The following is a 26,211-nucleotide window of genomic DNA, read 5'->3' as shown; positions in this document are numbered from 1 at the left end:
AGTGTCTATGAGGTTGGCCCAAAACGGCCGACGGACTCATTCGCTGCTAGTTACTCAGGACTGACATCGTGCCCCAAACCCCTGCCCGGCTACGCCCGCGCACCCGCGCCCCCTTTCATCCGGTCCGCATCCTGCTCGCCTGCGCCGCCAGCTTTGCACTGGCCACCGTCAGTGCGTTGGGTGTTGGCGCTGCATCTGCCTCCGCCTCACCGGCAGATCCCTCACACGCAGATGCCACTCCGGGCCAGGGAACGGCTGTCCGGGCATCCTCCAGTGTTTCAGCGCTCGCCGGCCAGGCTGAGCAGCTGATAGTGGTGCCCGTGACGGCAGGGTTGGAGCCCACCCGGGTGAAGGGGACCATCGCGGTCTCGGGGAAACCTGAGGGTACGGTCCGGGCAACGGTCAACGGCCGGGTCATCCTCGAAGCGAACGCTGCAGCCATCGTTCCCCTGGACGAATCAGTCAGCAATGCCGACGTTCTTGGCCAGCAACTTACGGTGGGGCTGCAGTTCATACCGGTAACCCACACCATGTGTGTGGTCTCCAATGCCACAGCAACCCTGAACAACATGATGGTCGACTTCAGCGGGACCGCCAAAGCACCCACCACGGTGGGCGAGTTCTTCCCGGCGTCCGTGCCCGCCGTCGTGCTTCCCGTCCCCGCGGATCCCGGCGCGGATGTGTCCGCCGCCATCATGACCGCCTCGGCCGCCATGGCCCAACGCTATCCGGACGCCGCCGTCGCAGTGGTTCCGGAAGCCGAGCTGGTGGCGCGCGTTGCCACCCTCCCTGCCGGCAGCCGGATCCTCAGCGTCATCGCAGACCAGGGTGAAACCGCCACCAAACTGGCCACGGCAGCCGACCTCCCGCAGCTCATCCTCAGCGGCCACGACGAACAACTCCGCACCGCCGCCCGCGCGCTTGCCAGCGACAAAACCGCACTGGCCGTGACCTCCTCCGTGACCGGCCTGACCTCGGCGCTGCCTGCCGCACCGGGCCTGGTCCAGAGCCTCAAGGACCTGGGCAGCACCACCCTGAAACTCTCCGGCTACGGCACCCCGGAATCCTTTGTCGGCGTCACCCAGTCGCAGTTCGGAGGCCCGGTCTCCTCGGTGAAAGTCCAGCTCAAGGGCACGCACACGGCCGTCCCGGACAACGCACAGGCGCAGCTCTCGGTCTTCTGGAATGACTACCTGCTCAGTTCCAAGAACCTCGACGGCGGAGACACCTTCACGGTGGATGCTGAGGTTCCAGCGGGCCAGCTACAGGCGAAAAACGGCCTCCGGATCCGTCTGGCCGCCCTCCCGGCAGGCGGCGATTGCACCGGGCCCGCAGGTGTCATGCCCATGGAAGTCACCCTGGACACCGCTGGCAGCACCCTCACCGCTGTCCGTGGCGGATCCACGAAAGCCGGCTTCGAACGGTTCCCCCAGGCTTTCGGACAGAGCGTTCCGGTAGCGTTCGGCGATGGCAACGGCCAAGCCAACACCGTTAACGCAGCGACGCTGCTGGCTTCCCTGCAGCGTGACAGTGCTTCCCTGTTGGATCCCCGCGTAGTGGGCCTCGACGCCCTGGCCGGTTCCAGCGAGTCCGGGCTGGTGGTTGGTGCCACCGCCGACGTCGCAAATAGGCTCTCTGCACCGCTGCGCTTGGCGGAGTTCCGCACCATCTCGCCTGACGACGTCGAATACGGCGTGGGCGCCTCGGCTCCGTACGGCGTGTTGGAGGCTTTTGAGCAAGGCGGCCGGAATCTGCTGCTCCTTGGTGCTTGGGCACCGGAAAAAGATGCTGCCGCTGCGTCCACGCTCCAGTCTTCATTGGCCTCCCATGTGGGTGCAGTTGAAGGCGGCTGGGCATCGCTGTCCCGGAACCTCCTGGTGACCCAGCCGTCGGGAACTCCCGTTCTGCTGGAGAGCAACGTGCTGGTTCCGCAGAAGGCCGTGACCGATGACTACCGTCCCTATGCCTGGTGGATCGGCGGGGCAGTGGTGGTCCTGGGCCTGGCGTTCGCAGCCCGGACAGTGCTCCTGCGGCGTCGTGCCCAGGCAGCACGGGCATATGTGGATGCTGAGCAAAAGGCGGGACAACCTGCAGACGCCACAGGACCGACGAAACCGGGTCATGGCAACTAGCGCCGCCGCTCGTCCGCGGGCTGCCCACCGGCAGTCTGCGGTGCGGTCGCTGACACTGCTGCGTTCTGTGACCGGGCTGGTCACGTGGGCCTGGGCGCGGCTCGGTGCCCCCGTGGTGGGGCGCAAGGTTCCCGGCACCAGGGTTGTCGCGGTGGTTTCGCTGCTGGTCGGCTACCTCGCCTGCCTGTACACGATCGGCCATGGCACCAACCTGGACTATTCGGATGCCCAGAGCCACCTGACCATCGCCCGGCGGATCTTCGACAGCAAAGCGCCCGGTTTTGAGCAGCTGGGCACCGTCTGGCTGCCCATGCCGCACCTGTTGCTGGCTCCGTTCGTGCTGAACATGTGGCTATTCAGCACGGGCTGGGCGGCCGGAATCCTCGGGATCCTGGCGTTGTCCGCCACCACCACCGGCCTGTACTTGATCGCAGCCCGCCTCGGATTGGGCAGGGCCGGGCGGCTCGCCACCACACTGGTGGTCCTCGCAAATCCGGCCGTCCTCTACGTCTACACCACAGCGCTGACCGAGCCGGTACTCATCATGTGCATCGTGGGCGGCATGGCTGGCCTGGCGCACTGGGCCACCAGCCGCCGTCGAATGAGTGCCGGAGAGTTGGCCGTCTTCGCCGGCATTCCGTCCGCCGCCGCAGTGCTCTCCCGTTACGAAGGCTGGGCGCTGGTGATGACTGGAACACTGTTGGTGCTCATCGTTGCCAAGCGCCGCACCGGTGCGTGGCGGGAGGCATTCATCATGGCCGGTGGCTACGTGATGATCCCGGCCGCGGCGGTCCTCTGGTGGATTTCCTACAACTGGGCCATTTACGGCAACCCGCTGGAGTTCATGTTCGGGCAGTACTCCGCCTACGCGCAGCAGAAAAACATCACCGACGGCGGCCTGTTGCCCACCAAGGGCAACCTGGGACTCACGCTGACTACTTTCCATTGGTCCCTGCTGGAGACAGTCGGCGTGGTGGTCCTCGCGCTGGCGGCATGCGGCGCCGTCGTGCTGGTCTTCAGGCGGGGCTTTGCCAACAGCACCCTACTGGTGGCGGTGACCGGCAGTGCGTACGCTTTTGCGGTGCTGAGCCTCTTCCTGGGGCAGACGGCCATCAACAACGACCATTCGCTGCCGTCAACGTGGTGGAACAACCGCTTCGCGCTGACGGCGCTGCCCCTGGTGGCCATCCTGGTAGCCGTGGTGGTGGAGGAATTCACCCGCCCGGCCCGCATCAAGCCGGTGCTGATCGGCGCGATGCTGGCTGGACTCGTGGTGCAGGACCTCTGGTGGGCTGAGGATCCCACGGGCCGGCTCGCCGTCCTGGCGGAAGGGCGGATGTCAGCGGAGTCCACCACCAATTCCACGGCAGCGGCGCGCTGGCTCAACGAGCACTACGAGTCCGGCGGAATCCTCATGGATGAGAGCGCCAGGGGCAACGCCGTGCTTCCTGTCATGGGCATTCCCCTTAAGGAGATCTACAACCGCGCCTCCGGAGACTACTTTGCTCCGGCGCTGGAGGATCCCGCCAAATATGCGCAGTGGGTGTTCGTCAACGTTGAAGCCGGAACGGGGGCACGGGACTCGGGGCCCACGGACCTGGTGTACCAGGCGATCGTGGCGAACCCGTCGTTCACTGTCCGCTACTCCGTGGCTTTCTCGACTCCCACCCACCGGATCTATGAAAGGTCCTCCCACTGATGACTTCACCTTCACGCTTGGCGGACGCCACGCTCAACCGGCAGTCGATTGGCCAGACGCTGCTTGCGGCGGGGCTCATCACCCCGGAACAGCTGCAGCGTGCGCTGGATCGAGCGGCGAGCGAAGGTGGGCTGCTGGGCAGGCACCTGATCCTGGAGGCCGGGCTGGACCGCCGTCGGATTTATGAAGTCCTGGCACAGCATTGGGACGCGCCGCTGGTGGACCTGGTGGCTGAACCGGTGGACGACCAGCTGATGGAGGTGCTGGGGTACAGCGATGTGGGCGAGCCCCAGTGGCTGCCATGGAAGATGGACGGTGACGTACTGACGGTGGCCACTGCGGTGGCTCCGTCAACGGCCATCGCAGAGGAAGCGGCGCGTCTTTTCGGCGCCGCATCTGTTGAATTCCGCACCACCACCGACTGGGACATCAACCAGTCCATCCAGCGTTCCTTCCGGCGCCACCTCCTCTACGAATCCGCCGAGCGCCTTGCCGAAGAGCGGCCCGGCGAATCCGCGCGTACCGCCCTGACCCCATGGCAGCGCTACCTCCCGGTGGTCCTGCTCACGGGACTAATCACTGCGTTCGTGCTCTCTCCGCTGACGGCATTGATCGTCCTGCTGGCAGCAGCAAACGTTGTATTCCTGGTGAGCATCGGCTTCAAGACGCTCGCCAGTCTCCGCAGCCCCTTCGACAGGATGCGTGACGCCGCCGTGGCCAAAGCCAGGGATAAGGAGCGGGCCATTCGTGGACTGCCTCCCTTGGCGGAGGAACGGGTCCCCGATGGCGACTTGCCTGTCTACACGATCCTGGTTCCTGTATTCCGGGAAGCGAACATCATCGACAAATTGCTGACCAACCTGGGCCAGCTGGACTACCCACGTTCCAAGCTGGATGTCCTGGTCCTCCTTGAAGAAGACGACGCCGAGACCATCGCCGCGGCGAAGGCTTCGCGGCCACCGGAATACGTCCGAATCCTCATCGTGCCCAAAGGTGAGCCGCAGACCAAGCCCAGGGCCTGCAACTACGGGCTGACGTTCGCCCGCGGCGAGTATGTGGTCATTTATGATGCCGAAGACCGCCCCGAACCCGGCCAGCTGCGTGCGTCCATCGCCGCGTTCAAGCAGGACGCTTTTGAACGGGAACACCTCAACCCGGGACGCAAACCGCTGATCTGCGTGCAGGCTGCACTGAACTACTTCAATGCGGACCAGAACGTCCTCACCCGGATGTTCACCATCGAGTACACGCACTGGTTCGACTCGATGCTCCCGGGCCTGGACAACTCGGGGATCCCGCTGCCGCTGGGTGGGACCTCCAACCACTTTGTGACCTCGCTGCTGAAGGAAGTCGGCGCGTGGGACCCATGGAACGTCACGGAGGATGCCGACTTGGGGCTGCGGGCGGCCGTGGACGGATACCGCGTGGGCGTCATCAATTCCACTACGTGGGAAGAAGCATGCTCGCAGGTGCCGGCGTGGATCAAGCAACGCACCCGCTGGATCAAGGGCTACATGGTCACCTCGGCCGTCAACACCCGGAACACGGTGCGATACATCAAGAGCACAGGTGTTGCCGGCGCCGTCGGGTTCCTCGGCCTGATCCTTGGCACACCCTTGGCGTTCCTGGCCTACCCGCTGGTGGTGGGCTTCACCGTGGTCACCTACATCGGCTACGACATTGTTGGCCTGGTCCTGCCCGAATGGTTGCTGGTGGGCGGAGTGGTGTCCATGCTGTTCGGCAACGCCATGATGATCATCGTCTCCGGTCTCGCTACCCTCCGCCGGCACGGATGGAGGATCGCGATCTTCGCCCTGCTCAACCCGTTTTATTGGGTGCTGCACTCAGTAGCTGCCTGGCGGGCGGCCTGGCAAATGCTCACCAGCCCGCACAAGTGGGAGAAGACGCCGCACGGGCTGGAGGCCGAATACCACGACGACGGTCACTGGGTTGGTTGAGGAAACACCCGTTTCTCCCGCCGTTGGTGCCACCCCTGATCTTGAGCAAATCCTGAGCAAATGCCGCAGTGGGGTTGAGGAAGCCTCGCCACACTGAACTCAAAGCCGCAGGATGACCAGCTGAGGGGGTTGGACACGGTGCTCGATGCTTTCTCGGTACGGGTTGGTTTAGGCGTGGTCACGGTGACGCTCTTGGTGCTGTTCTGTATCTCCTTCCAGCGCACCCGCTCACCCTATGCAGGCTGGTGGAGCCTGGCCCTGCTGGAATTCATGGTGGGCAACGCAGCTTTCCTGCTCAACGGCACCCCTCACCAGCAGTGGGCCAACCCCGTGGGCAACATCCTGGTGGTGGCCGGAGCGTTCAGCGTTTGGGCAGGCGCAAAGACCCTTCGGGACCAGAAAGCTGCACCATGGCAGTTGGCCATCGGTCCCGCCGTCACCGCCGTCGCGTCCTTCCTGGATAGTCCCGGGACCAATGTGTGGTCCGGCGGATTCGTTTATCTGGCGATGATGACCGTGGGCATTGCCTTGGCCGCCTACGACCTGTGGTTCATCAAGTCCTCGCACTCCCAGGTCCACAAAGCCCTGTCCGTCGCGGCAGGCCTGCTTGCCGGCTATTACTTGGGCAGGTGGCTGGTTTTTGCGCTTGAAGGCCCGTCAAGCCATACGTTCACCACCTACTTTGGACCTGCACCTTCGGCCTTGATATCCATGGTGCTCCTGGTCACTGTGTCCTTCAGCATGACCGCCCTCACCAGCGACCAACTCATCAAGGGACTCAAGGAGCGGGCCGACCGCGACCACCTGACCGGACTCCTCAACCGGGGGACCTTCCTGGACATGGCCACCACGGAACTCAACCGCCTGCAGTCCGCAGGATCCGGCGCAGCCGTAGTCCTTGCGGACCTTGACCATTTCAAGGCCGTCAACGACGAATTCGGCCACGGGGCCGGGGACAAGGCACTCCAGGCCTTCGCTGAAGCCTGCGGTGCCTCGGTCAGGTCCACCGATCTCATCGGGCGTTACGGCGGTGAGGAATTTATCCTGTTCCTGCCCGGGGCCACGCAGGACCGGGCAGAGGACATCGCAGCCGAAATCAGCCGCCGGATGGCAGCCACACCGGCGCCCGAGGGCGTCGCATTTCCCACCATCAGCTATGGAGTCACCTCCAGCATCCCCGCTGGTGCTGACATGAAATTCATGATCGAAGTGGCGGACGCAGCCCTGTACAGCGCCAAAGCGCAAGGAAGAAACCGGATTGTAGGAGCCGACCGCCATCAGGCGGCCATTATCGCGGATGAGGCACGATCATGACCTTCAACGAACTCACCACCAGGATCCAGATCCAGCACACCCAGGAGCTGTCCGCCTTCCGGCAAAACATCACCAGCCCTCCCTACAAGGCCGGAACGCCGACGTCCCTGAATGCGGACCGCCGGTCAGTCCGGATGGGTCCCGTCCAATCGGTGGAGGACGGGAGCGCCAACCTGACCATCGTCGCCGACGTGGAAGGTCTGGCCTGGTTCACAGCTGACAAGGGCCTGCTGGGCAGTTGCATCACGGTGTCCATCGCCGGTCACCGCAGGAACACCGGGACCCGCGTCCACCTCCCGCTGGCCGAATGCGACGCCTGGATCGAGGCCATCCTCGGCGGCTCCTGGATCACCCACGTGTACCGCGCAGGCAAGAGGGTGGAGTCCGACGGCAGGATGGACATCGCCTCCTACCGGCTGTTCCTGGACGAACGCCGCAATCCCGTTGCCAAGCCGCAGGCTGTCGCTGATACCACGCTGCGACGCCTGGAAGAATCGTGACCAGCACCAAGCCCCGACGACTTGTCCCCGCTGACGCTGACTCCCGCATCGAAAAACTGGAACGGCACGTCCAGGCGCTCATGGAAGAGCTCCACCACGTCCGCCATGAGCAGCGCCGCGAAGCGCTCACTGATGCACTCACCGGACTCGGCAACCGCCTGGCCTTGGTGGATGCTTTCGTTGCGGCACGGAACGCCGCGGCCCACGGTTCCGCTCAACCTGCGCTCCTCCTAGTGAACTTGGACGGCTTCAAGGCACTGAAAAACTCCGCCGGCCTTGCCGCGGCGGACCAGGTTCTGGTCACCGTGGCGATGCGCATCCAGTCGGCCGTACGGGAGAACGACGTCGTCACCCGCCTGGGTGCCGACGAATACGCGGTGCTGTTGCCCGCCACCCCGCAAAACCGGGCCGCCGCCGTCGGCAACCGCATCCTGGCCGCGCTGGGACCGAACATCGATCTGGGGAACAACAGCGTCCGCTGCGGTGCAAGCATGGGACTGCGGACAGCAGAGCCACACCACACCCTCGAGGACCTGCTCCAGGAAGCCGATATCGCTGTGGAGGAATCCAAGAGCGAGGGCCGGAACAAGCTCAGGGTGTTCGATCCCGCCACGCTGCACGCCCGGCAGCTCCAGCGGCAGATTGTGGGTGAACTCCGCGAGGCCATCCGTACAGATCAGTTGGTCCTGAACTACCAACCGATCGTGGAGCTGGCCACGGGAAGGATCGAAGGCTGCGAAGCCCTGGTCCGCTGGAACCACCCTGTGCACGGCTTGATTATGCCGGATCAGTTCATTCCCGTAGCCGAGGCTACGGGACTCATCGCGGAACTGGGGAGGTGGGTCCTGCGCACCGCCGTGGGGCAGTTGCGGCAGTGGCGGGACAACCCGGCCACGGCCCAGCATGACTTCTCCATGCGCATCAATGTCTCCGCCGCGGACCTGCAGAGCCTGGAGTTCGTGGATGACGTCAGCGAAGCACTTGCCGAGGAAAGCCTGCGTCCGGAATCGCTGGTCCTGGAGCTGACCGAGAGCGCCATCATCCAGAACAATGAGCTGGACCGCTACACCCTGGCCAGCCTGCACAGGCTGGGTGTGGGACTTGAAATCGATGACTTCGGTGCCGGATATTCGTCCATGGGCTACCTGCGGAAACTACCCGTGAACCGGGTGAAAGTGGACCGGCAGTTTGTGAAGGACCTCGGAAAGGACCCCTCCCAGCTCGCGTTTCTGGCGGCCATCCAGGAAGTCATCCGGTCCTGTGGGCTGGAAGGAGTGTGGGAAGGCATTGAAACTGCCGAGGAAGCAGCGGCGCTCCGGAGTATCGGCTGCGCCAGCGGCCAGGGGTACTACTTTGGCAGGCCCTTGCCCGAGGCTGAGTTTACGGAGCAATTGACCCGGCTGCGGACCTGGCCGGCTTGATCTACTTTGCAAGACAACAGAAGGCCCCTGCAACCGTCCTCGTGGACGCGTGCAGGGGCCTTTTGCTTGGCCAGTCTTTAGCCGAAGTACTTCGGCAGCGTGGCTTCGTGTGCTTCGCGGAGAGCGTCCAAGGAGAGCTCGTCCACGCCGTTGATCTCCAGCTTTCCACCGGCAGCGTCTACAACGCCGATCCGGAGGTGGGCGAAGCCGCGGGCGGTGCACATGTCCTTGAAGCGGACTTCCTCGGAGCGCGGCACGGACACGATCGCACGGGCCTGGGACTCGGAGAAGAGGGCCGTAAACAGGTCCACGCCATCGCGCTCCATGAGTTCTTCAAGGGCGATCCGGGCGCCCACACCGTAGCGCAGCGAGGACTCAACCAGGGCAGCAGCGAGGCCACCTTCGGAGAGGTCGTGTGCTGCGTCAACCATGCCGTCGCGGGAAGCGTTGATCAGGATCTCGCCCAAGGCGCGCTCTGCTGCGAGGTTGACCTTCGGGGGCAGGCCACCGAGGTGTCCGCGGAGGTTTGACCATTCCGAACCGTCCAACTCTGCTGCGGTGGTGCCCAGCAGGTAGATGGCCTGGCCGTCCTCGCGCCAGCCCGACGGCGTACGGCGGGCGACGTCGTCGAGCTTGCCCAGGACTGCCACCACTGGGGAGGGGTGGATGGGTGTGGTGCCGGTCTGGTTGTACAGGGAGACGTTGCCGCCCGTGACCGGGATGCCGAGCTCCATGCAGGCATCCGACAGGCCGCGGATGGCCTCGGCGAGCTGCCACATGACGTCCGGGTCCTCAGGGGAACCGAAGTTCAGGCAGTCGCTGACAGCCATCGGAACAGCGCCGGACGTTGCGACGTTGCGGTAGGCCTCGGCCAGCGCAAGCTGTGCACCCTGGTACGGCTCCAGATAGGTGTAGCGGCCGTTGGCGTCGGTGGCCAAGGCAACGCCCAGGCCGGTTTCCTCGTCAACGCGGACCACACCGGCGTCGTCCGGGAAGGCCATGGCAGTGTTGCCGCCAACGTAGCGGTCGTACTGCTTGGTGATCCAGGCCTTGCTGCACATGTTGGGCGATGCCACGAGTTCGGTGACTGCTGCTGCCAGCTCGGACGGAGCTGCTGGACGGCCGGCATCCTCAACGGAACCGGTGAAGGCGTTGGCCTGCACCGAGTCCTGCCACTCCGGGCGGGCGAACGGACGGTCGTAGACCGGGCCGTCGTGCGCAACGGTGCGGGGATCGACGTCGACGATTACTTCGCCTTCCCAGGTGATGATGAGGCGACCGGTGTCGGTGACCTCACCCAACCAGGAGTACTCCACGGCCCACTTGTCCATCACAGCTTCGAAAGCGGCAATGTTCTCCGGGGTGACCACGGCCATCATGCGTTCCTGCGACTCGGACATGAGGATCTCGCCCGGGGTCAGCGTGGGATCACGCAGCAGGACGGAGGTCAGTTCCACCTCCATGCCGCCGTCGCCGTTGGAGGCGAGCTCGGACGTGGCGCAGGAAATGCCTGCAGCGCCGAGGTCCTGGATGCCTTCGACCAGTGAACCCTTGAAGAGTTCCAGGCAGCATTCGATCAGGACCTTCTCAGCGAAGGGGTCGCCCACCTGGACGGCCGGACGCTTGGAGGGCTTGGTGTCATCGAAGGACTCCGAGGCCAGCACGGAAGCTCCGCCGATGCCGTCGCCACCTGTGCGGGCTCCGAACAGGACAACCTTGTTTCCCTTGCCGGAGGCGTTGGCGAGGCGGATATCTTCGTGGCGCATGACGCCAACGGCCAGGGCGTTCACCAGCGGGTTGCCCTGGTAGACGGAGTCGAAGACCATTTCGCCACCGATGTTCGGCAGGCCAAGGCAGTTGCCATAGCCGCCGATGCCGGCAACGGCACCATGCATGACGCGGGCGGTGTCCGGGTGGTCGATTGCGCCGAAACGCAACGGGTCCATCACGGCAACCGGGCGGGCGCCCATGGAGATGATGTCGCGGACAATACCGCCGATGCCGGTAGCGGCACCCTGGTACGGCTCAACGAACGACGGCGAGTTGTGGGACTCGATCTTGAACGTCACGGCCCAGCCGTCGCCCAGGTTGGTGACGCCGGCGTTCTCGCCGATGCCCACGAGCATGTCCTTCTTCATTTCCTCAGTGACCTTCTCGCCGAACTGGCGGAGGTGGTTCTTGGAGGACTTGTAGGAGCAGTGCTCGCTCCACATGACGGAGTACATGGCCAGCTCGGCGCCGGTGGGGCGGCGGCCAAGGACCTTGACGATCTCATCGAATTCGTTCTGCTTCAGGCCCAGCTCGGCCCACGGGAGTTCCGTGTCCGGGGTCTTGGCAGCGTGCTCAACGGTGTCAATGTTGAACTTCTTGGTGGTTTCCGTGGTCACTTGTCGCCTCCCACAATCTTGGTCAAAACGGAGGTGAAGAAGCCCAGGCCGTCGGTGTCGCGGGGAGCTCCATCAAGCGATTCCGGGCCAAAGCCGGCTTCCACAGCGTGCTCCGGGTGCGGCATGAGGCCCACCACGTTGCCGGCTGCGTTGGAGATGCCTGCGATGTCGCGGCGGGAGCCATTCGGGTTGAAGCCCACGTAGCGGAACACCACGCGGCCTTCAGCCTCAAGGGCGTCCAGGGTCTTCTCGTCGGCGATGTACTGGCCGTCCTGGTTCTTCAACGGCACAATGATTTCCTGGCCGTCGGTGTAGTCCACGGTCCAAGCGGTGTTGGCGTTCTCCACGCGCAGCGTCTGGTCGCGGCAGATGAACTTCAGGTGGTCGTTCTTGATCATTGAACCGGGCAGCAGGTGTGACTCGGTCAGGATCTGGAAACCATTGCAGATGCCCAGCACGGGGAGCTTTGCGTCGGAGTTCGCGGCGTCAATGATCTTGGACATCAACGGAGCGAAACGCGAGATGGCGCCTGCGCGGAGGTAGTCGCCGTAGGAGAAACCGCCGGGGATGATCACGGCGTCAACATCACCCAGCTCGGTGTCTGCATGCCAGAGCGGAACGGCAGTGCCGCCTGCAAGCCGCACTGCACGGGCGGCGTCGCGGTCGTCAAGGGTGCCGGGGAAGGTGACGACGCCGATCTTGGCGCCGGCGAGGCGGGGCTCCGCGGCAACAGCCACGGCCTCGCCAATCAGGGGAATCGACGTCATATCAGGCCTCGACGACCTCGACGTTGACAACATCCTCGATCACCGGGTTGGACAGAAGGGTCTCGGCAGCTTCGCGGGCCTGGGCCAGGATAGCGTCGGTCACCTCGCCGTCGACGGTCAGTTCAAAACGCTTGCCTTGGCGGACTGCGCTGAAGCTGTTGAAGCCGAGGCGGGGCAATGCACCCACGATGGCCTTCCCCTGGGGGTCCAGAATCTCGGGCTTGGGCATGACGTCAACGACGATCCGGGGCATCCGGTAACTCCTGTGCGTGAGTTGGGTGAACCTTAAATAAGGCTGCCGCGGAGGTGCCGTCTCACGCCATTCAGCCGCATTCAAACAGCGTCTTGAACACAGGGTTAAACACGGTGGTGAACTGCAATGTTTGAACGGCGTGGGGGGCGCTCCGCGAGCTTGCACACCTATTCTACCGGGAGTGGCTCACATACCCTATTCAGGCGGATTGCGCGAGGACACCCCGCCGCGGCGGCGCAAAAGACCCAACTGAAGGCTCGACGGCGGGGGCTGGCTGTGCCGGCTGGCGGGGCTGGCGCCGGCACTGGCAGGGGGTGTCCGGCGTCACTAGGATTGCGGCATGGCTGAGAAACCGAAATCCATGGTGCTGGGTGTTGTGGCCGCTGCAGTTTTTGCTGGTTTGGGCCGCATGGTGATCCAGAAGATCCTGGCGGACCGGGCTGGGCGGAGCAGCCGTGTGACCGCTCCGTTGGACGCTGAAACGCGAGCCAAAATCAGTGACGCTCTGCGTACCCCAAGTAAGTGAAACCTACCCTTGGTACTGCTGTTTTTCGGCGGAATGGCGCGGATTAGGGCACATACAAATGCGCTATTCAATCGGGTCAACTGGCGTGATTTCGGCGTAGTTTGGAAAGTACACCCGGGGTTCAGCCCCAGTACTGTTCAGGATCCAAACCAGGAGGAACAATGACCGACCACATTGCCGAAGTATCCGCCTGTAGCGTTGGCAGCTGCGGATTCAACCATGATGGCTGCACCGCCTTTGGAATCACTATCGGTGGAACCCAGGACCATGCTTCCTGCGCCACCTTCATTGACACCAATGCCATGGGCGGCCTTCCCAAGGTCCTCGCCCACGTAGGTGCCTGCCAGCGCTCGGAGTGCGTCCACAACAACAACCTCATGTGCGAGGCACATGACGTCAAGGTCGGCCCGGGTCGCGAAGCCGCCGATTGCCTGACGTACGAGCACGCCTGATATTTCCTGACGACCAAAAGGGTCCCCGCCTCGATTGAGGTGGGGACCCTTTTTGCGGGTGCTACTTCTTCTTGGTCGCCTTTGGGTTGGTGGCTTCCTTGGGGCTGTCTGCGTCTTTGAGTTCCTGCTCGGCCGTGGCCTGGATCAGCGCCAGCAGTTCCGGGTCCAGCCCTGGCGCGAACTCTTCCTTGCGTTCGGGGGAGATGGTGATGGGGAATCCGTCGGGCATGACGTCGGTACTGAGCTCGGTCCCGTCGTTGGAGGGAGACGCCCCACGGTACAACTTGCCGGCCTCGCTCAGATTGTCGGCACTGAAGGTGTACTGGATGCTCTGGAGGCCGGTGTCCAGCAGCTTCTTCACTTCAGGGAATTGTTCCGCATTGGTTTTGGGGATCGGCAGGACCTTGCCCCAGTTCACTCCCAGGCTCTCCAATGCCTTGGCATAGGCGTTCTCATGCGCCTGGTCGCGGACAATCAGGTACGCGATGGTGGAACGAGCAGTCTTGTTCTCCGTCATCTCGTAGATGCGGCACTTCTGCAGCCTGCCCGTGGATTCGAGCATCAGGTTGTAGAGCAAGTCCAGGACGAGATTTCCGCTGTTGTAAACGTAGGATCCGCTCCACGGATTACCCGCCGCGTCTACTGGCAGGGCGCCCTGGGCGCCTACCAGGTAGTGATGGATGTTGCTGGTGTCCAGGGCGATCTTCAGCGGTGTAGCTCCTCCAGCGCCAGGCTGGTCCACGGGATCGGACTTTTTGCCCTGGTATCGCGGAGAACCATCGAGGAGCTGGGAAATGGTGGTTCCGATGAGCTCCACGTGGCTGATCTCTTCGGTGCCGATCCCTTGCAAGAGGTCCTTGTAGGGCTTGGAGGCAGGGTCGCCACGGAAGTTCATGCTCTGGAAGAGGTACTGCATCATGGTCCGCATTTCGCCGAACTGACCCCCCAGTCCCTCCTGGAGGGCGTTGGCTGCAGCGGGATCAGGTTCGTCTACGGCAATTTCGTTGATGAGAAGTTGGGTGTGCAGATACATTGCGATTCCTCACGTTGTTCATGCTGCGTCCGCGGGATGGAAACCCACTGCTGGCCACCCCGGAAACCTCACCATAAGCATGCTTATTATTTTCACGCAAGGAAATCACGCAAGAAAGTGGGGAGGTATCAGCCGGCCACCTGGTTGGTCAGTGGGTGGCCTTCCTTGAGTGCCGTGACGTTTGCGGTGACCAGTCGCGCCGACCCCTTGGGGCGGTTGCCGGCAACGTGCGGTGTGATGATCAGGTTCGGCGCATCCCACAGCTTCGAGTCCGAAGGCAGAGGCTCCTCTTTGGTGACATCCAGGGCCGCCGCTCTCAGCCGGCCCTCCTGCAGCGCCGCAAGAAGGGCGTCTTCGTCAACCGTGGCGCCACGGCCCACGTTCACAAAAACTGCGGTATCCGGAAGGGCCCGCAGGATCGATTCGTTGAGGGAGTCCGTGGTTTCTGATGTGGCGGGCAGGATGGAAACCAGGACATCGGTGGTGCGCAGGACTTCCGGCAGTTCCTCTGTTGACACTACCGGGAAGCCGTAGCGTTCGCCCTTCGAGTTGGCCACTCCAGTGACCTTTGCGCCTAAGGCTGCCAATAGGGGAGCCAGGCGTCCGGCGATCGAACCAAAGCCCCAAATGGTGACATGGGCGCCGTCGAGCGTGTAGAGCTGTTCGGTCTTCGGGTTGGACTGGGCTGCGTTATAAGGCGCGTTCCAGACGGCATCCTTCTGGGATTCGAGCAGGACATCCAGCCGGCGGATGGTGGCCAGGATCAAGGCCAATGCGTGTTCGGCTACAGGGCCGTCATGAAGTGAGCGGCCGGAGGTGATGGCGACGGTTTCCGCAAAGCCGGCCGCGAGGACTGAATCAGGGCCTGCCGCGAGCGTTTGGACCAGCCTGAGTTTCGGCAGTTCCTCGGCGGCGTCCGAGAGGTTCTCCGGAGTGTTCCGCCACACCACCAGGACCTCGGCATCCCGGTGTTCGGCGGGGATGGGCTCGTCCACCGCGTACACCACCGGGTGGTCCCCTGAAGTGGTGAGATCGGCGAGGTTCAATTCGATGGTGTCCGGGACGAGGATTTTCACGGCAACTCCAGGTTCAAAAGCGGTGGGCGGTGTGCCCTTGAGGCTACCGCTTCAGCGCGGGGGGAGGTGCGCCCGAAAGTCCCTAGCAATGTGACGGCGAACACCCTATGGTTGTAGGACGTTCGACGTAGCACGTAACACGAACGTCCCTCGCGCCGATTCGAAAGGACCTTGGATTTGAAATCCATACCCCCTGCACCATCGCTCGCCCGCACCGCAGCCGCCGGCGCACTGAGCCTTGGCCTCCTTGGAGGCCTCGCTCTTCCGGCCACCGCCGCCCCCATCCCACCCAACAACCCTGCGGCAGCGCCGGGTACCTTCACTGAGGCCAACATCGCGGCTGACCGCACGGCCGCCAACTTCTTCTACCGGATCCCCGCCCTGACGTATCTGGGCAACAACGTGGTGCTCGCATCATGGGACGGTCGTCCGGGCTCAGCAGCGGATGCTCCGAACCCCAACTCGATAGTCCAACGCCGCAGTACTGACGGCGGACAGACCTGGGGACCTGTCACCGTTATAGCCGCCGGGCACGTGGGCGACGCCAGCGGTCCCAAATACGGCTACAGCGACCCCTCCTACGTCTACGACGCCGAGGCCGGCAAGGTCTTCAATTTCTTTGTGTACTCCAAGGACCAGGGCTTCGGCGGCAGCCAGTTCGGTAACAACGATGCCGACAGGTCAGTGATTTCCTCGGCGGTCATCGAGTCCTCGGACGGCGGCGTCACCTGGAGCCAGCCGCGGCTTATTACGAATGTCACCAAACCCGGAACCAGCAAAACCAGCCCGGTGGCCGGCGACGTGCGCTCCAACTTTGCATCCTCGGGCGAGGGCATCCAGCTCAAGTACGGCCCGTACAAGGGCCGCCTCATCCAGCAGTACGCCGGTGATATCCGCCAGGCAGACGGCACCAACAAGATGCAGGCCTACAGCGTCTACTCCGACGACCATGGGGTGACGTGGAAGAAGGGCGCCAACGTCGGTGACCGGATGGACGAGAACAAGACCGTGGAACTCTCCGATGGCCGGGTGCTGCTGAATTCCCGGGACAATGCCAACCAGGGCTACCGTAAAGTGGCCATTTCCACGGACGGCGGCGCTACCTACGGTCCGGTCACGCAGGACACGGAACTCCAGGATCCCGCCAACAACGGGGCCATTGCACGCATGTTCCCCAATGCGGCGCAGGGCTCGGCCGACGCGAAAAAACTCATCTTCACCAACGCGAACTCCAAGACCGGACGTGAAAATGTCTCGGCCCGTGTCTCCTGCGACGACGGTGCCACTTGGCCGGGCGTCCGCACCATCCGCTCCGGCTTCTCCGCTTACTCAACGGTCACCCGCTTGGAAGAGGGCAAGTTCGGGGTGCTTTACGAAGGCAACTACACGGACAACATGCCGTTCGCGAAGTTCGACGACGCCTGGCTGAATTACGCTTGCGCTCCGCTCTCCGTCCAGGCCGTCACCACCACGCCGGGGGCCACCCAGCAGGTGCCCGTGACAGTGACCAACCAGGAAGCCGCCACACTGTCCGGCGCAACAGCCACCGTCTACACCCCCAGCGGATGGTCGGCCACCACGGTGCCGGTTCCCGACGTCGCCCCCGGGGCCTCGGTGACCGTCAACGTTGCCCTGACGGCACCGGCCAACGCCAGTGGCCCGCAGAATCTCAACGCAGCATTTACGACGGCGAATGGCCGGGTTTCGCAGTTCACCTTCACCGCCACCGTGCCGGTTGCGCCGCAGGTGGGCCTGACGATCACGGGAACGGCACCCACCCGGGATGTCGTGGCCAGCCCCTACCAGGTGGGCGACGTCCTCAGCTACTCGCTTAACGTCAAGAGCACCGCGAACGTCACGGCCAATTCAGTACCGGTTTCCGGGACATTCGACTCCGGCTTCCTGCCACCGTCTGCCCCGAATTGCCGGTTCAACAACCTGGCCCCAGGTGCCAGCTACACCTGCACCACCGCCAAACATGTGATCACGGCAGCCGACATCGAGCGTGGCTACTTCGTGCCGGAAGCCAGCTTCAGCATCACAGCCAGCTCGACGCCGTCGCTTACTAAGACGGTGCCGTTCACCGGCGCTGCCGTCGCTTTGCGCGACGGCCTGCTGACGGCCGGGATCAGCGGGGCGCGTGCCGACGTCGGGCGTGACCTTGCGATCCAGCCGTACGCGGCAGGGGACCTGGTCCCGTACACCTTCACGGTGAAGAACACGAGCCCGCTGGTTGAGAAGGTGGTCCCGACCGCCGGTAACTTCAGCCCCTTCCTTCCGGAGGGGCCGGGCAACTGCCGCTACAGCGTGCTGCCGGCCGGCCAGAGCTACCAGTGCACCACCCCTCGCCACACGGTGACTGCACAGGAAGCTGAGCAGGGGTTCTTCGTTCCGACAAGCACGTGGGAAGTCAGCTCGGCCGGCCAAACCACCAAGACCATCACGGTGAACGGCGGCGAAGTGGACCTGAAAGTCCGCGAGCCCAGGCTTGAGGGAACCGTTTCTGCCCAGTGGATCGACACCGACGGTGACCGCTTCGCCAGCGTCGGCGATCCGGTGACGTACACGTACACCGTGGGCAATGCGGGCAATGTCGCCGTGACCGGATTGGAAGCACCTGACGCAGGCATCTCGGCGGGGGTGCTCGCCGCCGGTGCCACGGTGACCGCAACACGTGAGCATGTGCTGACGGCGGCAGACATCGTTGCCGGAGCGCTCGGTGCTGCTTCCTTCGAGGCGACGGCGCGCAACGGTTCCCGTGACGTAGCCACAACTGCCAAGGGTGATCCGCTGGTGCTGGCCGTGCAGCCGCCACAGCCAATGGCTGAGCCCGCGCTGACTGTCCAGGAACTGGGCACGCCGCCCACTGACTTGGGAGCTGCGGACAAGTACCGCACGGGCCAGAAGGTGGTGCTGAACGGTCTCGTGTATGGCGACTGGTATTACGTCTACCTGAACAAGACTGGCTACCGCCTTGGATGGGTCTTCCCGACCACGGACAACACTGTGGAGTTCATCCTTCCCTCTGAAGTGAAGAACGGGCGGGATGACGTAGTGGTCCTGGACGCGGACGGCGTTCAGGTCTCCTTTGACCGTCTGCAGGTGACGCCGAAGGGTTAGCACTTCGCTGGGGGAGGGCCGGGGTGATTGTGACAAGACAAAATTCCCGAAATGTGCTCTATGTCATATTCCGCTCTCACTAGGTACTCTGTGACTCGGCTGGTTGCGCGGCTTTGACAAGAACTGTCAAAGGTTCAACCAACTAAAAGTTGACAGGTCCAGACGATGGAGCCTGGTCCTCCCTCAGTGAAAGGTGCAACCACTCGTGAAATCACAAGGAAAGAGCTTCGTCAGAAGCGGGGGGCTTCGAAAGGCCGCGGCACTGGCCGTGGGCTTGCCGTTGCTTCTCTCTTCGATGGCGATGCCGGCCCAGGCCGCTCCCACGCCGGAGACGCCCGGGAACGTTGCGGGCGTGGCCAAGAAGAACCTTGACCCCAGTGCCTACAAGGATGGCCGCTACATGGTTGTCCTGGCGGAAAAGCCTGCAGCAACTTACGACGGCGGCACGGCGGGCCTGGCACCCACCAAGCCGGAAGAGGGCAAGAAGCTCGACGCCGAAAGCGCCGAGGTGAAGGAATACCAGCAGCACCTGCAGACGCAGCAGCAGGACATTGCCACCCAGGAAAACATCACCATCGAGCGCGACTTCACCACCGCCGTCAACGGTTTCAGCGCCAATCTGACGGCAGACCAGGCCATCAACCTGGCTAAGGATCCCAAGGTCCTCATGGTGGCACCGGACACCCAATACGCCCCGGACTACTCCACCACGGACTTCCTGAAGCTCAGCGGGCCCAACGGCACCTGGGCCACCCAGTACGGTGGCCAGGACAACGCCGGCAAGGGCACCGTTGTTGGCGTGATCGACACCGGCTACACTCCCTCCAACCCGTTCTTCGCCGGCGAGCCCGTCGGCCCGCTGGTGGGCAACCCGCAGGTCGGCGTTCCCTACCGCACAGCAGACGGCAAGATCGCCATGCTTAAGGCCGACGGCGATACTTTCGTCGGCGAATGCCAGCCCGGAACTGACACCGGCGCGGACTACGACGGCAGCGCCTGCAACTCGAAGGTCCTCAGCACCCACTACTTCGCAGACGCGTTCCTGGAGACTGTTCCCCCGGAAAACCGTGCTTCGGAAGAAGTCATTTCTCCCGTGGACGTGGACAGCCACGGCACCCACACAGCCAGCACCGCGGCGGGCAACGCCAACGTGGACGCCGTAGTAGACGGCCGCAGCTTCGGAACCACCAGCGGGATCGCGCCCGCCGCCAAGCTCGCCGTCTACAAGGTCTGCTGGGAAGACACCGATCCCGCCACGGGCGGCTGCTACGGCTCCGCTTCCGTGGACGCGATCGAGCAGGCCATCCTGGACGGCGTGGACGTGCTGAACTACTCCATCTCCGGTTCCACCACAACCACCACGGATCCTGTTTCGTTGGCATTCCTGTCCGCGGCTTCGGCCGGCATCTTCGTGGCCACCTCGGCAGGTAACTCCGGACCGACCGCCAGCACCGTGAATCACGGAGCCCCGTGGCTGACCACGGTTGCCGCGACCTCGTTCTCGCAAGAGCTCCAAGGCACAGTTGAGTTCTCCGATGGCAGCAAGTTCCGCGGAGCGTCCATCATGAACCGCGAGGTGAGCGGGGCCGGCGTCGTGCTGTCCACCAACGCTGCAAGCGGTGAAGGCAACGCGGCTCTGTGTGCTCCGGGCTCCTTGGACCCGGCCAAAGTAGCCGGCAAGGTTGTAGTCTGCGACCGTGGCGTGGTTGACCGCACCGCCAAGAGCGCCGAAGTACTGCGCGGCGGTGGCGTCGGCATGATCCTGGTGAACCTGACGGATTCGTCGCTGGACACGGACAAGCACGTCATCCCCACGGTCCACGTGAACCCGCCGGCAACGCAGACCATCAAGGACAAGGTCACAGCCAACCCGGCCATCACCGTCTCCCTGCTCAACCGCGACACCACTGGCCTGCCCGCCGAAGCGCAGCCGCAGATTGCCGGCTTCTCGTCGCGCGGTCCGTTGCTCGCAACCGACTCGGACCTGCTGAAGCCTGACGTGTCCGCTCCCGGCGTCGCGATCCTCGCTGGTGTCTCGCCAATCGGAACCGGTGGAGACAACTTCGGCTTCCTTTCCGGCACGTCCATGGCCTCACCGCACGTTGCCGGTTTCGGCGCACTGATCCTGGGCAAGAACCCGCAGTGGTCCCCGGCCATCGTGAAGTCCGCAATGATGACCACCGCCGGACCGGTCAAGCTGGCCAACGGCGCCGTCAACAAGGACGTCTTCGCCACCGGCGCCGGCCAGGTTGACCCCGCAAAGGTCCTCTCGCCCGGCCTTGTGTATGACGCCACCACCGAGGACTACCTCAAGTTCATCCAGGGCACGGGCATGGACCTGGGCATGGAAGGGCTTGGCACCACGGCCCCACGCGACATGAACGTGCCCTCCTTCGCCCTCGGCAACCTCGCCGGGAAGATCGAAGTGACGCGTACGCTCACCGCCTTGACCGCGGGAACCTACCGGGCATCAGTCAACGTTCCAGGTGTCAACGTCAAGGTCACGCCGTCCGTGCTGACCTTCGGAGCTCCTGGCGAGAAGAAGACCTTCAAGGTCCAGTTCGAAAACAAAAACGCCGAGCTGGGCAAGTTCGCCATGGGTTCCCTGAGCTGGCAGGGCGCCAACAAGACTGTCACCTCTCCGATCGCCGTCCGGCCGCAGTCCGTCATCGCGGACAAGGCCCTGGCCTTCACGGGAACGGGCCCCAATGGCTCCGCCACCATCAACATCACCTCCGGCACCAACCTCCCGGTGGGCGTCACCATTGATGGACTGTCCAAGGCTGATTCCTCGGCTGTCGAGCTGGTTCCCGGCCCGTTCGCGGGCCAGACCAATGCCTCCAACTACGTCAAGAAAGTGACGGTTGGCCAAGGCAGTGCGCTGGCCAAGTTCTCGGTCATCTCTTCCAACGAGGCTGCGGACTTTGACATGCTGGTGCTCACCCCGTCCGGCCAGCAGTTGCCGGCCGCAACGGCGTCCGCCAGCGAAACCCTGTCCGTGCCCAACCCGGCACCCGGCGACTACTACGTCTTCGCCAACCTCTACGCGAGCCCCAACAACCAGGCCACCAAGGCCACTGTTGATGCTGCAGTTCTGGGAGCCAACCAGGGCAACGCCACCGTGACGCCGAATCCGATCCGCCTCGCCAACGGCAAGACGGGCCAGATTTCGCTGAACTGGAAGAACCTGGAGCCCGGCTCCTACATTGGCCGCCTGACGTTCGCAGGAACCAGTGAGCCGAGCTTCGTCACCGTCCTGGTCAACCCGGGCGGAACCGTAGTGGTTCCGGACGAGGAAGACCCGAAGAAGGACAAGAAGGACAAGAAGCACGGCGGCAAGATCCGCGCCGACGAGCCGACGCAGAGCAACAACGCCGGCTAGTTCATTCTTGATCCAGTAACTGATGCAGAAACGGCAGTGGCCGGCGGAATTCCCGCCGGCCACTGTTGTTTCACCTAGGCGTTTCCGGATGAGCCCCCGGTGTTCCCCAGCAAGGATGCCAGGGTCTTCCAGCGGGCGATCTCGCAGCCGTCGGTCCTGCTGAATTGGCTGTGCACTTTTCGTCCACGGAACCAGCCCGTCACCACTGCCACTTGCGGGCCGCCGTATTGCTGCGTGCAGATCCGGTCCGGCCGGGGTTCGGGGAAGAAGATCTCCTCGCCAAACTGCTCGACGGCGGCAAGCGCCGCCCGTGCGTCCGGCAAGTTTGAGTCCAGTGAGTCGGGGTCCGGGGAGAGGACACCGGCCACGGACCGGAGGTGGAATTCGTGGCTCTCAGCGCCAGGTGCCTCAGTCAGCGTGACTGTGAGGTCGACGTCGTACTCGCTGTTGGGTGACTCGCTCGTGGGGGAAACCATAGTGACCTTTCGCTGGTGGCGGCGGGTGCTCAGGCGGCCAATCCACTCAGCTCATGGAGGAGCGGATCTACTGCCTGGAGCACGCGGGTCCGCAGCTCCTGGGATTCGGCCGCGAAAGCCCGCTGGTATTCAACGTACTCGGCCTTGCCCTGCGGTGTCTCGATCCTGATGGGTGGGTAGCCCCATTCTTCGAGATCGTAGGGGGAGGCCTTCATATCCATGGCGCGGATCCTCCACGAGAGTTCGAAGCAGTCCATCACCAACTCGCTGGGCAGCGCCGGGGTCAGCTTGTACGCCCACTTGTAGAGGTCCATGTTGGCGTGCAAACAGCCCGGCTGCTCCATGGTCCGCTGGTTTTCACGGGTGGGTTCGAGCTCGTTCAGGGGAATGGCGTCCGGAGTGTAGAACCGGAACGCGTCGAAATGCGAGCAACGGATACGGTTCTCCTCCACCACGGTGTCCGTTCCTTCACCACCAAGTCGCAGCTTCAGGTATTCGTGCCGCAGCTCAAATTTCTCCTGCCGGTACACCATGGCCCACTCGTGCAGGCCAAAGCAGCCGAACTGGGCCGGGCGCTTCGCCGTGCCCGCGAGGATGATTCCCGCGAAGCGGACAGCTTCGGAGCGGTCGGCCAGGAAGCCGCGGCGCTCAAAGGTAACCGCCGGCGTTCCCGCCGGCAGCCCGAGTGAGGTGAGCTCGCCGTCGTCGAGCGTTCGGTAGAACTTCCATGTGGCGCGCGCAAGGGCGCGTGGGCCGCTGAGGACCGTTCCGTCGCCGGGATGCCAACGCAGCAACTGGCCGGGCTTCTGCGTGTAGTAAGTGAACAGGAAGTCCTCAACGGGGTGCTTCTTCCCGGCCGAACGCCTGGCCAGGTAGGGGTCCGCGTAGCGCGCCACCCGGGCGTGGTGGGCTGCCTCCAGCCCGAGCCATTGCTCCTGGGGGAGGTGCTGCAGCCTAGAGTCCGCCATCTGATCCGAGGATGCTCTTTGCGGCGTCCCACAGTGCGATCTGGCAGCCGTCCGTGCGGTTGAAGGCCGCGGTGACTTCCTTGCCGTCCACGGCGCCGGTCACCTTGGCCGTTGCCGGGCCGCCGTACTGCATGGTGCAGGCCTGGTCCGTTTTGGTGGGGGCAGGATTCAGGATGGCGGGGTTGTTCTTGATGGAGGTGCAGGCTTCGGCGGCTGTTGGATGGTTGCTTTCAGCGGCCGGGACGCCGTCCGCGCAGACGAGCGTGAAAGTTTGGGGCGCGGCTTCGGGGGATTCCACCAGCGTGATGGAGAGTTCGGCGCTGCCGGCGCCGGTGGCTGCTGACGCACTGGGAGTTGCGCTGCTGCTTGCGCTGGTGCTTGAAGGGGACGACGACGGGGCTTGGCTTGTGCTACCCGGGGAACCTGGGCTTGGGGTGCCTGAGCATGCGGCCAAGCCGGCGACGGCCAGGGCTGCCAACAGGGGCCGAACAACTCGCATGCGCATGGAATCTCCTAGGTTGCGTCCATTTTACGTGGCACTTGTGGTGCCCGTTTCTCTGTTCGCTTCAAGAACACCACCGGGGCAGTGCGCTTGGCTAGGGGGCACGCGGGTGGTCTGCCTGGATTGCAGGGTTGATCCGTTAGAGGGAGTTGTTCCGCCGGGTTGCCGCGATCAGGCCCGTCATGGCCTGGTGCAGCTCGGCTACCTCTTCCCGGCTGAGCTGCAGGCGCTCGCGGATTTCACCGGGGACGGCGGTGGCCTGTTCGCGGAGGGCGGCGCCTTTTTCCGTCAGTGTGATGGCCAAGGCGCGTTCATTGCCCGGAACGCGTTCCCGGGTGATGAGCTCCGCTTCTTCCAGGCGCTTCAGCAAGGGGGAGAGTGTTGCGGGCTCGTGGAGGAGGCTGTCGCTGATGTCCTTCAGCGTGCGGGGGCTCCGCTCCCAAAGGGCCAGCATCACCAGGTACTGCGGGTGCGTGAGCCCGAGGCGTTCCAGCACGGGCTTGTAAACGCCCACCACGCTGCGGGAGGCAACGGTGAGGGCAAAGCACAGTTGGCGCTCCAAAAGGAGGTCGTCGACTTCCTGGGTGCTCTGGTCTGTGGCCGTCATGGCTGCCTCCTGTGCTTGCATCCGCTCACGCCGATCAATTAGTTAGTGTACTAATGATTAGCGTACTATGGACTCATTGAACCGTCTAAAAAGGAGTCGATCCGCGTGGCCAAGGAATCCCTCACCCGGAAGTTCATGCGCGCCACAGGCAAGTTCAGGGTTGTTTTCGGCCCCGCGCACAGCAGTTCCCTCGACCATGAAATGACCGAAGCCAACCGGAAGCTGCTCGCCCAGCGCCAGGCCGAAACCCAGCAGTGGGAGACACTCCGGCGCCCCGACGGCAGCACCTACGTAGTGCCCCGCAACCCGGACGACAAGTCCCTGCGGTAAACCCCCGCTACTCCCCGCCGAGGTGGCAGTTAATGCCCATGTTTTCGACGAACATTGTCATCAAATGCCTCTTCGGCATTGGATTTTGGGCGTAAAATTACCTCACTGAACGGCACGCACTGACCCTGCCGCTCTTTCTCTCCGGTAAGAGAGGAGGTGGAAGAACATGGGACGCAGAATGGAAGGTTTCGTCCATGTGACCGAGCGGCTGCAGTCCGTTTTTGGACCGGCAACCCACGGCGACATGGACAGCCCCGTAGTGCACCGGCATGACGATTTTGAGACCGCTTCCGAGGCGGATCTGAAGAACTTCGACGTCGAGACCGACTCTGAAGGCCATCACTACGCGGTCCGTAACAACGATCCAGGCCCTACATCAACCGACTACTCTGTGCGTCACTGACTATCGCCTGACTCATCAGCATGCTTAGTATGTAAGAGCAGGGTGATGTCGGGGCAAGAGGGGGTCGTCAATGAGTTTCCAAGAAGATGCAGCGGGGGTTCCGGGTAGTTCCGCGCGCCCGGACCGGGGCAGTTCCCAGGACCGGGTGATCCCGCCACCGGCGCCAGGTCATGCAAGGCCAACCCGCACGGCCGCCTTGTGGGTGGCAGTCGCCGTTGGCTTGGTGGTCCTGGTGATGCTGATTGTGTTCTTTGTCCAGAACCAGGACATGATCACGGTCCGTTTCTTCGGGCTGCAAGGGACCCTCGCGCTGGGCACCACGCTCTTCATCGCGGCCGTGGGCGGAGGCGTGCTGGTGGCCCTTGCTGGAGGCGCGCGGATCCTCCAGCTCAGAATGGTCAACCACCGCCGCAAGAAGACTGTGGGCGGCCCGGGAGCGGTGCCATAGGGACTCGAAGCTGCCAGCTGTTAACTGCGGAAGGACCGGAGCGCTTGCTCCGGTCCTTCCGCAATTTAATCCCGACGGCGGCACTCCCTGACGATGTTGATTCCGCCGGGGTGGTGGGCTGTCTTAGCCTTCGCAGTCGGTGCAGTAGGCGACGCCATCTTTTTCGCGTGCGATCTGCGAGCGGTGGCGAACCAGGAAGCAGGAGTGACAAGTGAACTCGTCGTTTGCCTGCGGGATAACCTGGATAACCAGTTCTTCGGCGACGATTTCGCCACCGGGGCCGTTGGCGTCGAGGCCATCGGTTTCGTCCAGTTCAAGCACGACACTCTTGGCCGTGGGAGCGCTGGCGGATTGAAGAGCCTGGAGGGACTGCTCCTGGTTCTCTTTTACATCGGTACGGAGTTCGTCGTAATCGGCTGCCACTTTTTAATGCCTCTTCGTGTTAGGGGGTTACCGG

Annotated in this window: 23 protein-coding genes; 13 read left to right on the top strand and 10 right to left on the bottom strand. The window is 63.7% G+C overall.

Translation table 11 applies throughout. The features are described from left to right. The first annotated feature begins 68 nt into the window (after positions 1-68). The 6 genes from ABIE35_RS08145 to ABIE35_RS08120 all read left to right on the top strand — a co-directional run bounded on the left by ABIE35_RS08145 (position 69) and on the right by ABIE35_RS08120 (position 9,024). Positions 69-2,132 carry a cellulose biosynthesis cyclic di-GMP-binding regulatory protein BcsB gene (locus tag ABIE35_RS08145; protein WP_354513929.1) on the top strand — a complete coding sequence of 688 codons (2,064 nt, stop codon included), beginning with the start codon at positions 69-71 and terminating at the stop codon, positions 2,130-2,132. After that, on the top strand, positions 2,122-3,831 hold the full coding sequence (locus ABIE35_RS08140) for an ArnT family glycosyltransferase (protein WP_354513927.1): 1,710 nt from the start codon (positions 2,122-2,124) through the stop codon (positions 3,829-3,831). The genes ABIE35_RS08145 and ABIE35_RS08140 overlap by 11 nt, the downstream gene beginning before the upstream one ends. Next, a complete protein-coding gene (locus tag ABIE35_RS08135) occupies positions 3,831-5,789 on the top strand; it encodes a glycosyltransferase (RefSeq protein WP_354513925.1) in 1,959 nt (652 codons plus the stop codon). Before ABIE35_RS08140 ends, ABIE35_RS08135 begins: the two co-directional genes overlap by 1 nt. 129 nt (positions 5,790-5,918) lie before the next feature. Beyond that, entirely contained in the window at positions 5,919-7,103 is a 1,185-nt protein-coding gene (locus ABIE35_RS08130) for a GGDEF domain-containing protein (RefSeq protein ID WP_354513923.1), read from the top strand. Then, on the top strand, positions 7,100-7,603 hold the full coding sequence (locus ABIE35_RS08125; RefSeq protein ID WP_354513921.1) for a hypothetical protein: 504 nt from the start codon (positions 7,100-7,102) through the stop codon (positions 7,601-7,603). The genes ABIE35_RS08130 and ABIE35_RS08125 overlap by 4 nt, the downstream gene beginning before the upstream one ends. After that, entirely contained in the window at positions 7,600-9,024 is a 1,425-nt protein-coding gene (locus tag ABIE35_RS08120) for a putative bifunctional diguanylate cyclase/phosphodiesterase (protein ID WP_354513920.1), read from the top strand. The genes ABIE35_RS08125 and ABIE35_RS08120 overlap by 4 nt, the downstream gene beginning before the upstream one ends. Positions 9,025-9,101: 77 nt before the next feature. Here the strand turns inward: ABIE35_RS08120 and purL are convergent, their stop codons facing one another. The 3 genes from purL to purS are packed head-to-tail and all read right to left on the bottom strand — an operon-like array spanning position 9,102 to position 12,431. Beyond that, positions 9,102-11,411 carry a phosphoribosylformylglycinamidine synthase subunit PurL gene (gene purL, locus ABIE35_RS08115; protein WP_354513918.1) on the bottom strand — a complete coding sequence of 770 codons (2,310 nt, stop codon included), beginning with the start codon at positions 11,409-11,411 and terminating at the stop codon, positions 9,102-9,104. After that, complete coding sequence (gene purQ, locus ABIE35_RS08110) at positions 11,408-12,178, bottom strand: phosphoribosylformylglycinamidine synthase subunit PurQ (RefSeq protein ID WP_354513916.1); 771 nt, start codon at positions 12,176-12,178, stop codon at positions 11,408-11,410. Before purQ ends, purL begins: the two co-directional genes overlap by 4 nt. 1 nt (position 12,179) lies before the next feature. Then, positions 12,180-12,431, bottom strand: a complete 252-nt coding sequence (gene purS / locus ABIE35_RS08105) for a phosphoribosylformylglycinamidine synthase subunit PurS (protein WP_011773385.1) — start codon at positions 12,429-12,431, stop codon at positions 12,180-12,182. 340 nt (positions 12,432-12,771) lie between these two features. On the opposite strand from purS, the gene ABIE35_RS08100 reads away from it, so the two are divergent. Beyond that, entirely contained in the window at positions 12,772-12,957 is a 186-nt protein-coding gene (locus ABIE35_RS08100; protein WP_089593594.1) for a hypothetical protein, read from the top strand. Between the two features lie 161 nt (positions 12,958-13,118). After that, positions 13,119-13,409 carry a DUF1540 domain-containing protein gene (locus ABIE35_RS08095; protein ID WP_018779990.1) on the top strand — a complete coding sequence of 97 codons (291 nt, stop codon included), beginning with the start codon at positions 13,119-13,121 and terminating at the stop codon, positions 13,407-13,409. A 61-nt stretch (positions 13,410-13,470) separates the two neighbouring features. Here the strand turns inward: ABIE35_RS08095 and ABIE35_RS08090 are convergent, their stop codons facing one another. Together ABIE35_RS08090 and ABIE35_RS08085 are read right to left on the bottom strand one after the other, a co-directional pair. Then, positions 13,471-14,442: a manganese catalase family protein gene (locus ABIE35_RS08090; protein WP_354513913.1), complete on the bottom strand. Its 972-nt coding sequence runs from the start codon at positions 14,440-14,442 to the stop codon at positions 13,471-13,473. Between the two features lie 128 nt (positions 14,443-14,570). Continuing rightward, complete coding sequence (locus tag ABIE35_RS08085; protein ID WP_354513912.1) at positions 14,571-15,518, bottom strand: phosphoglycerate dehydrogenase; 948 nt, start codon at positions 15,516-15,518, stop codon at positions 14,571-14,573. Positions 15,519-15,695: 177 nt separating this feature from the next. On the opposite strand from ABIE35_RS08085, the gene ABIE35_RS08080 reads away from it, so the two are divergent. Together ABIE35_RS08080 and ABIE35_RS08075 are read left to right on the top strand one after the other, a co-directional pair. Then, a complete protein-coding gene (locus ABIE35_RS08080; protein ID WP_354513910.1) occupies positions 15,696-18,638 on the top strand; it encodes an exo-alpha-sialidase in 2,943 nt (980 codons plus the stop codon). A 205-nt stretch (positions 18,639-18,843) separates the two neighbouring features. After that, entirely contained in the window at positions 18,844-22,020 is a 3,177-nt protein-coding gene (locus ABIE35_RS08075; RefSeq protein WP_502921371.1) for a S8 family serine peptidase, read from the top strand. Between the two features lie 74 nt (positions 22,021-22,094). Here ABIE35_RS08075 and ABIE35_RS08070 read toward each other — a convergent pair whose 3' ends face one another. From ABIE35_RS08070 to ABIE35_RS08055, 4 genes are all read right to left on the bottom strand, one after another. Next, positions 22,095-22,496: a serine protease inhibitor gene (locus ABIE35_RS08070; RefSeq protein WP_354513908.1), complete on the bottom strand. Its 402-nt coding sequence runs from the start codon at positions 22,494-22,496 to the stop codon at positions 22,095-22,097. A gap of 29 nt (positions 22,497-22,525) precedes the next feature. After that, positions 22,526-23,464 carry a 3-methyladenine DNA glycosylase gene (locus ABIE35_RS08065; protein WP_354513906.1) on the bottom strand — a complete coding sequence of 313 codons (939 nt, stop codon included), beginning with the start codon at positions 23,462-23,464 and terminating at the stop codon, positions 22,526-22,528. Next, complete coding sequence (locus tag ABIE35_RS08060) at positions 23,451-23,969, bottom strand: SSI family serine proteinase inhibitor (protein ID WP_354513904.1); 519 nt, start codon at positions 23,967-23,969, stop codon at positions 23,451-23,453. Before ABIE35_RS08060 ends, ABIE35_RS08065 begins: the two co-directional genes overlap by 14 nt. Before the next feature lie 136 nt (positions 23,970-24,105). Beyond that, entirely contained in the window at positions 24,106-24,573 is a 468-nt protein-coding gene (locus tag ABIE35_RS08055; RefSeq protein ID WP_354513902.1) for a MarR family winged helix-turn-helix transcriptional regulator, read from the bottom strand. 105 nt (positions 24,574-24,678) lie between these two features. On the opposite strand from ABIE35_RS08055, the gene ABIE35_RS08050 reads away from it, so the two are divergent. The 3 genes from ABIE35_RS08050 (at position 24,679) to ABIE35_RS08040 (ending at position 25,754) form a co-directional block, all read left to right on the top strand. Then, the gene (locus ABIE35_RS08050) at positions 24,679-24,903 is read left to right on the top strand and encodes a hypothetical protein (RefSeq protein ID WP_026541816.1); all 225 of its coding nucleotides are present in this window, start codon (positions 24,679-24,681) and stop codon (positions 24,901-24,903) included. Positions 24,904-25,069: 166 nt separating this feature from the next. Next, positions 25,070-25,306, top strand: a complete 237-nt coding sequence (locus tag ABIE35_RS08045) for a hypothetical protein (protein ID WP_354513899.1) — start codon at positions 25,070-25,072, stop codon at positions 25,304-25,306. 70 nt (positions 25,307-25,376) lie between these two features. Next, the gene (locus ABIE35_RS08040) at positions 25,377-25,754 is read left to right on the top strand and encodes a LapA family protein (RefSeq protein ID WP_354513897.1); all 378 of its coding nucleotides are present in this window, start codon (positions 25,377-25,379) and stop codon (positions 25,752-25,754) included. Positions 25,755-25,877: 123 nt separating this feature from the next. On the opposite strand, the gene ABIE35_RS08035 is transcribed toward ABIE35_RS08040, so the two are convergent. Beyond that, complete coding sequence (locus ABIE35_RS08035) at positions 25,878-26,177, bottom strand: DUF4193 domain-containing protein (protein WP_011773410.1); 300 nt, start codon at positions 26,175-26,177, stop codon at positions 25,878-25,880. Positions 26,178-26,211: the final 34 nt, after the last annotated feature.

This window comes from Paenarthrobacter sp. 4246 (assembly GCF_040546855.1).
Taxonomy (GTDB): Bacteria; Actinomycetota; Actinomycetes; order Actinomycetales; family Micrococcaceae; genus Arthrobacter.
The sequence above is the reverse complement of the archived record's forward strand: the minus strand, read 5'-3'. Positions and strand labels throughout refer to the sequence as shown.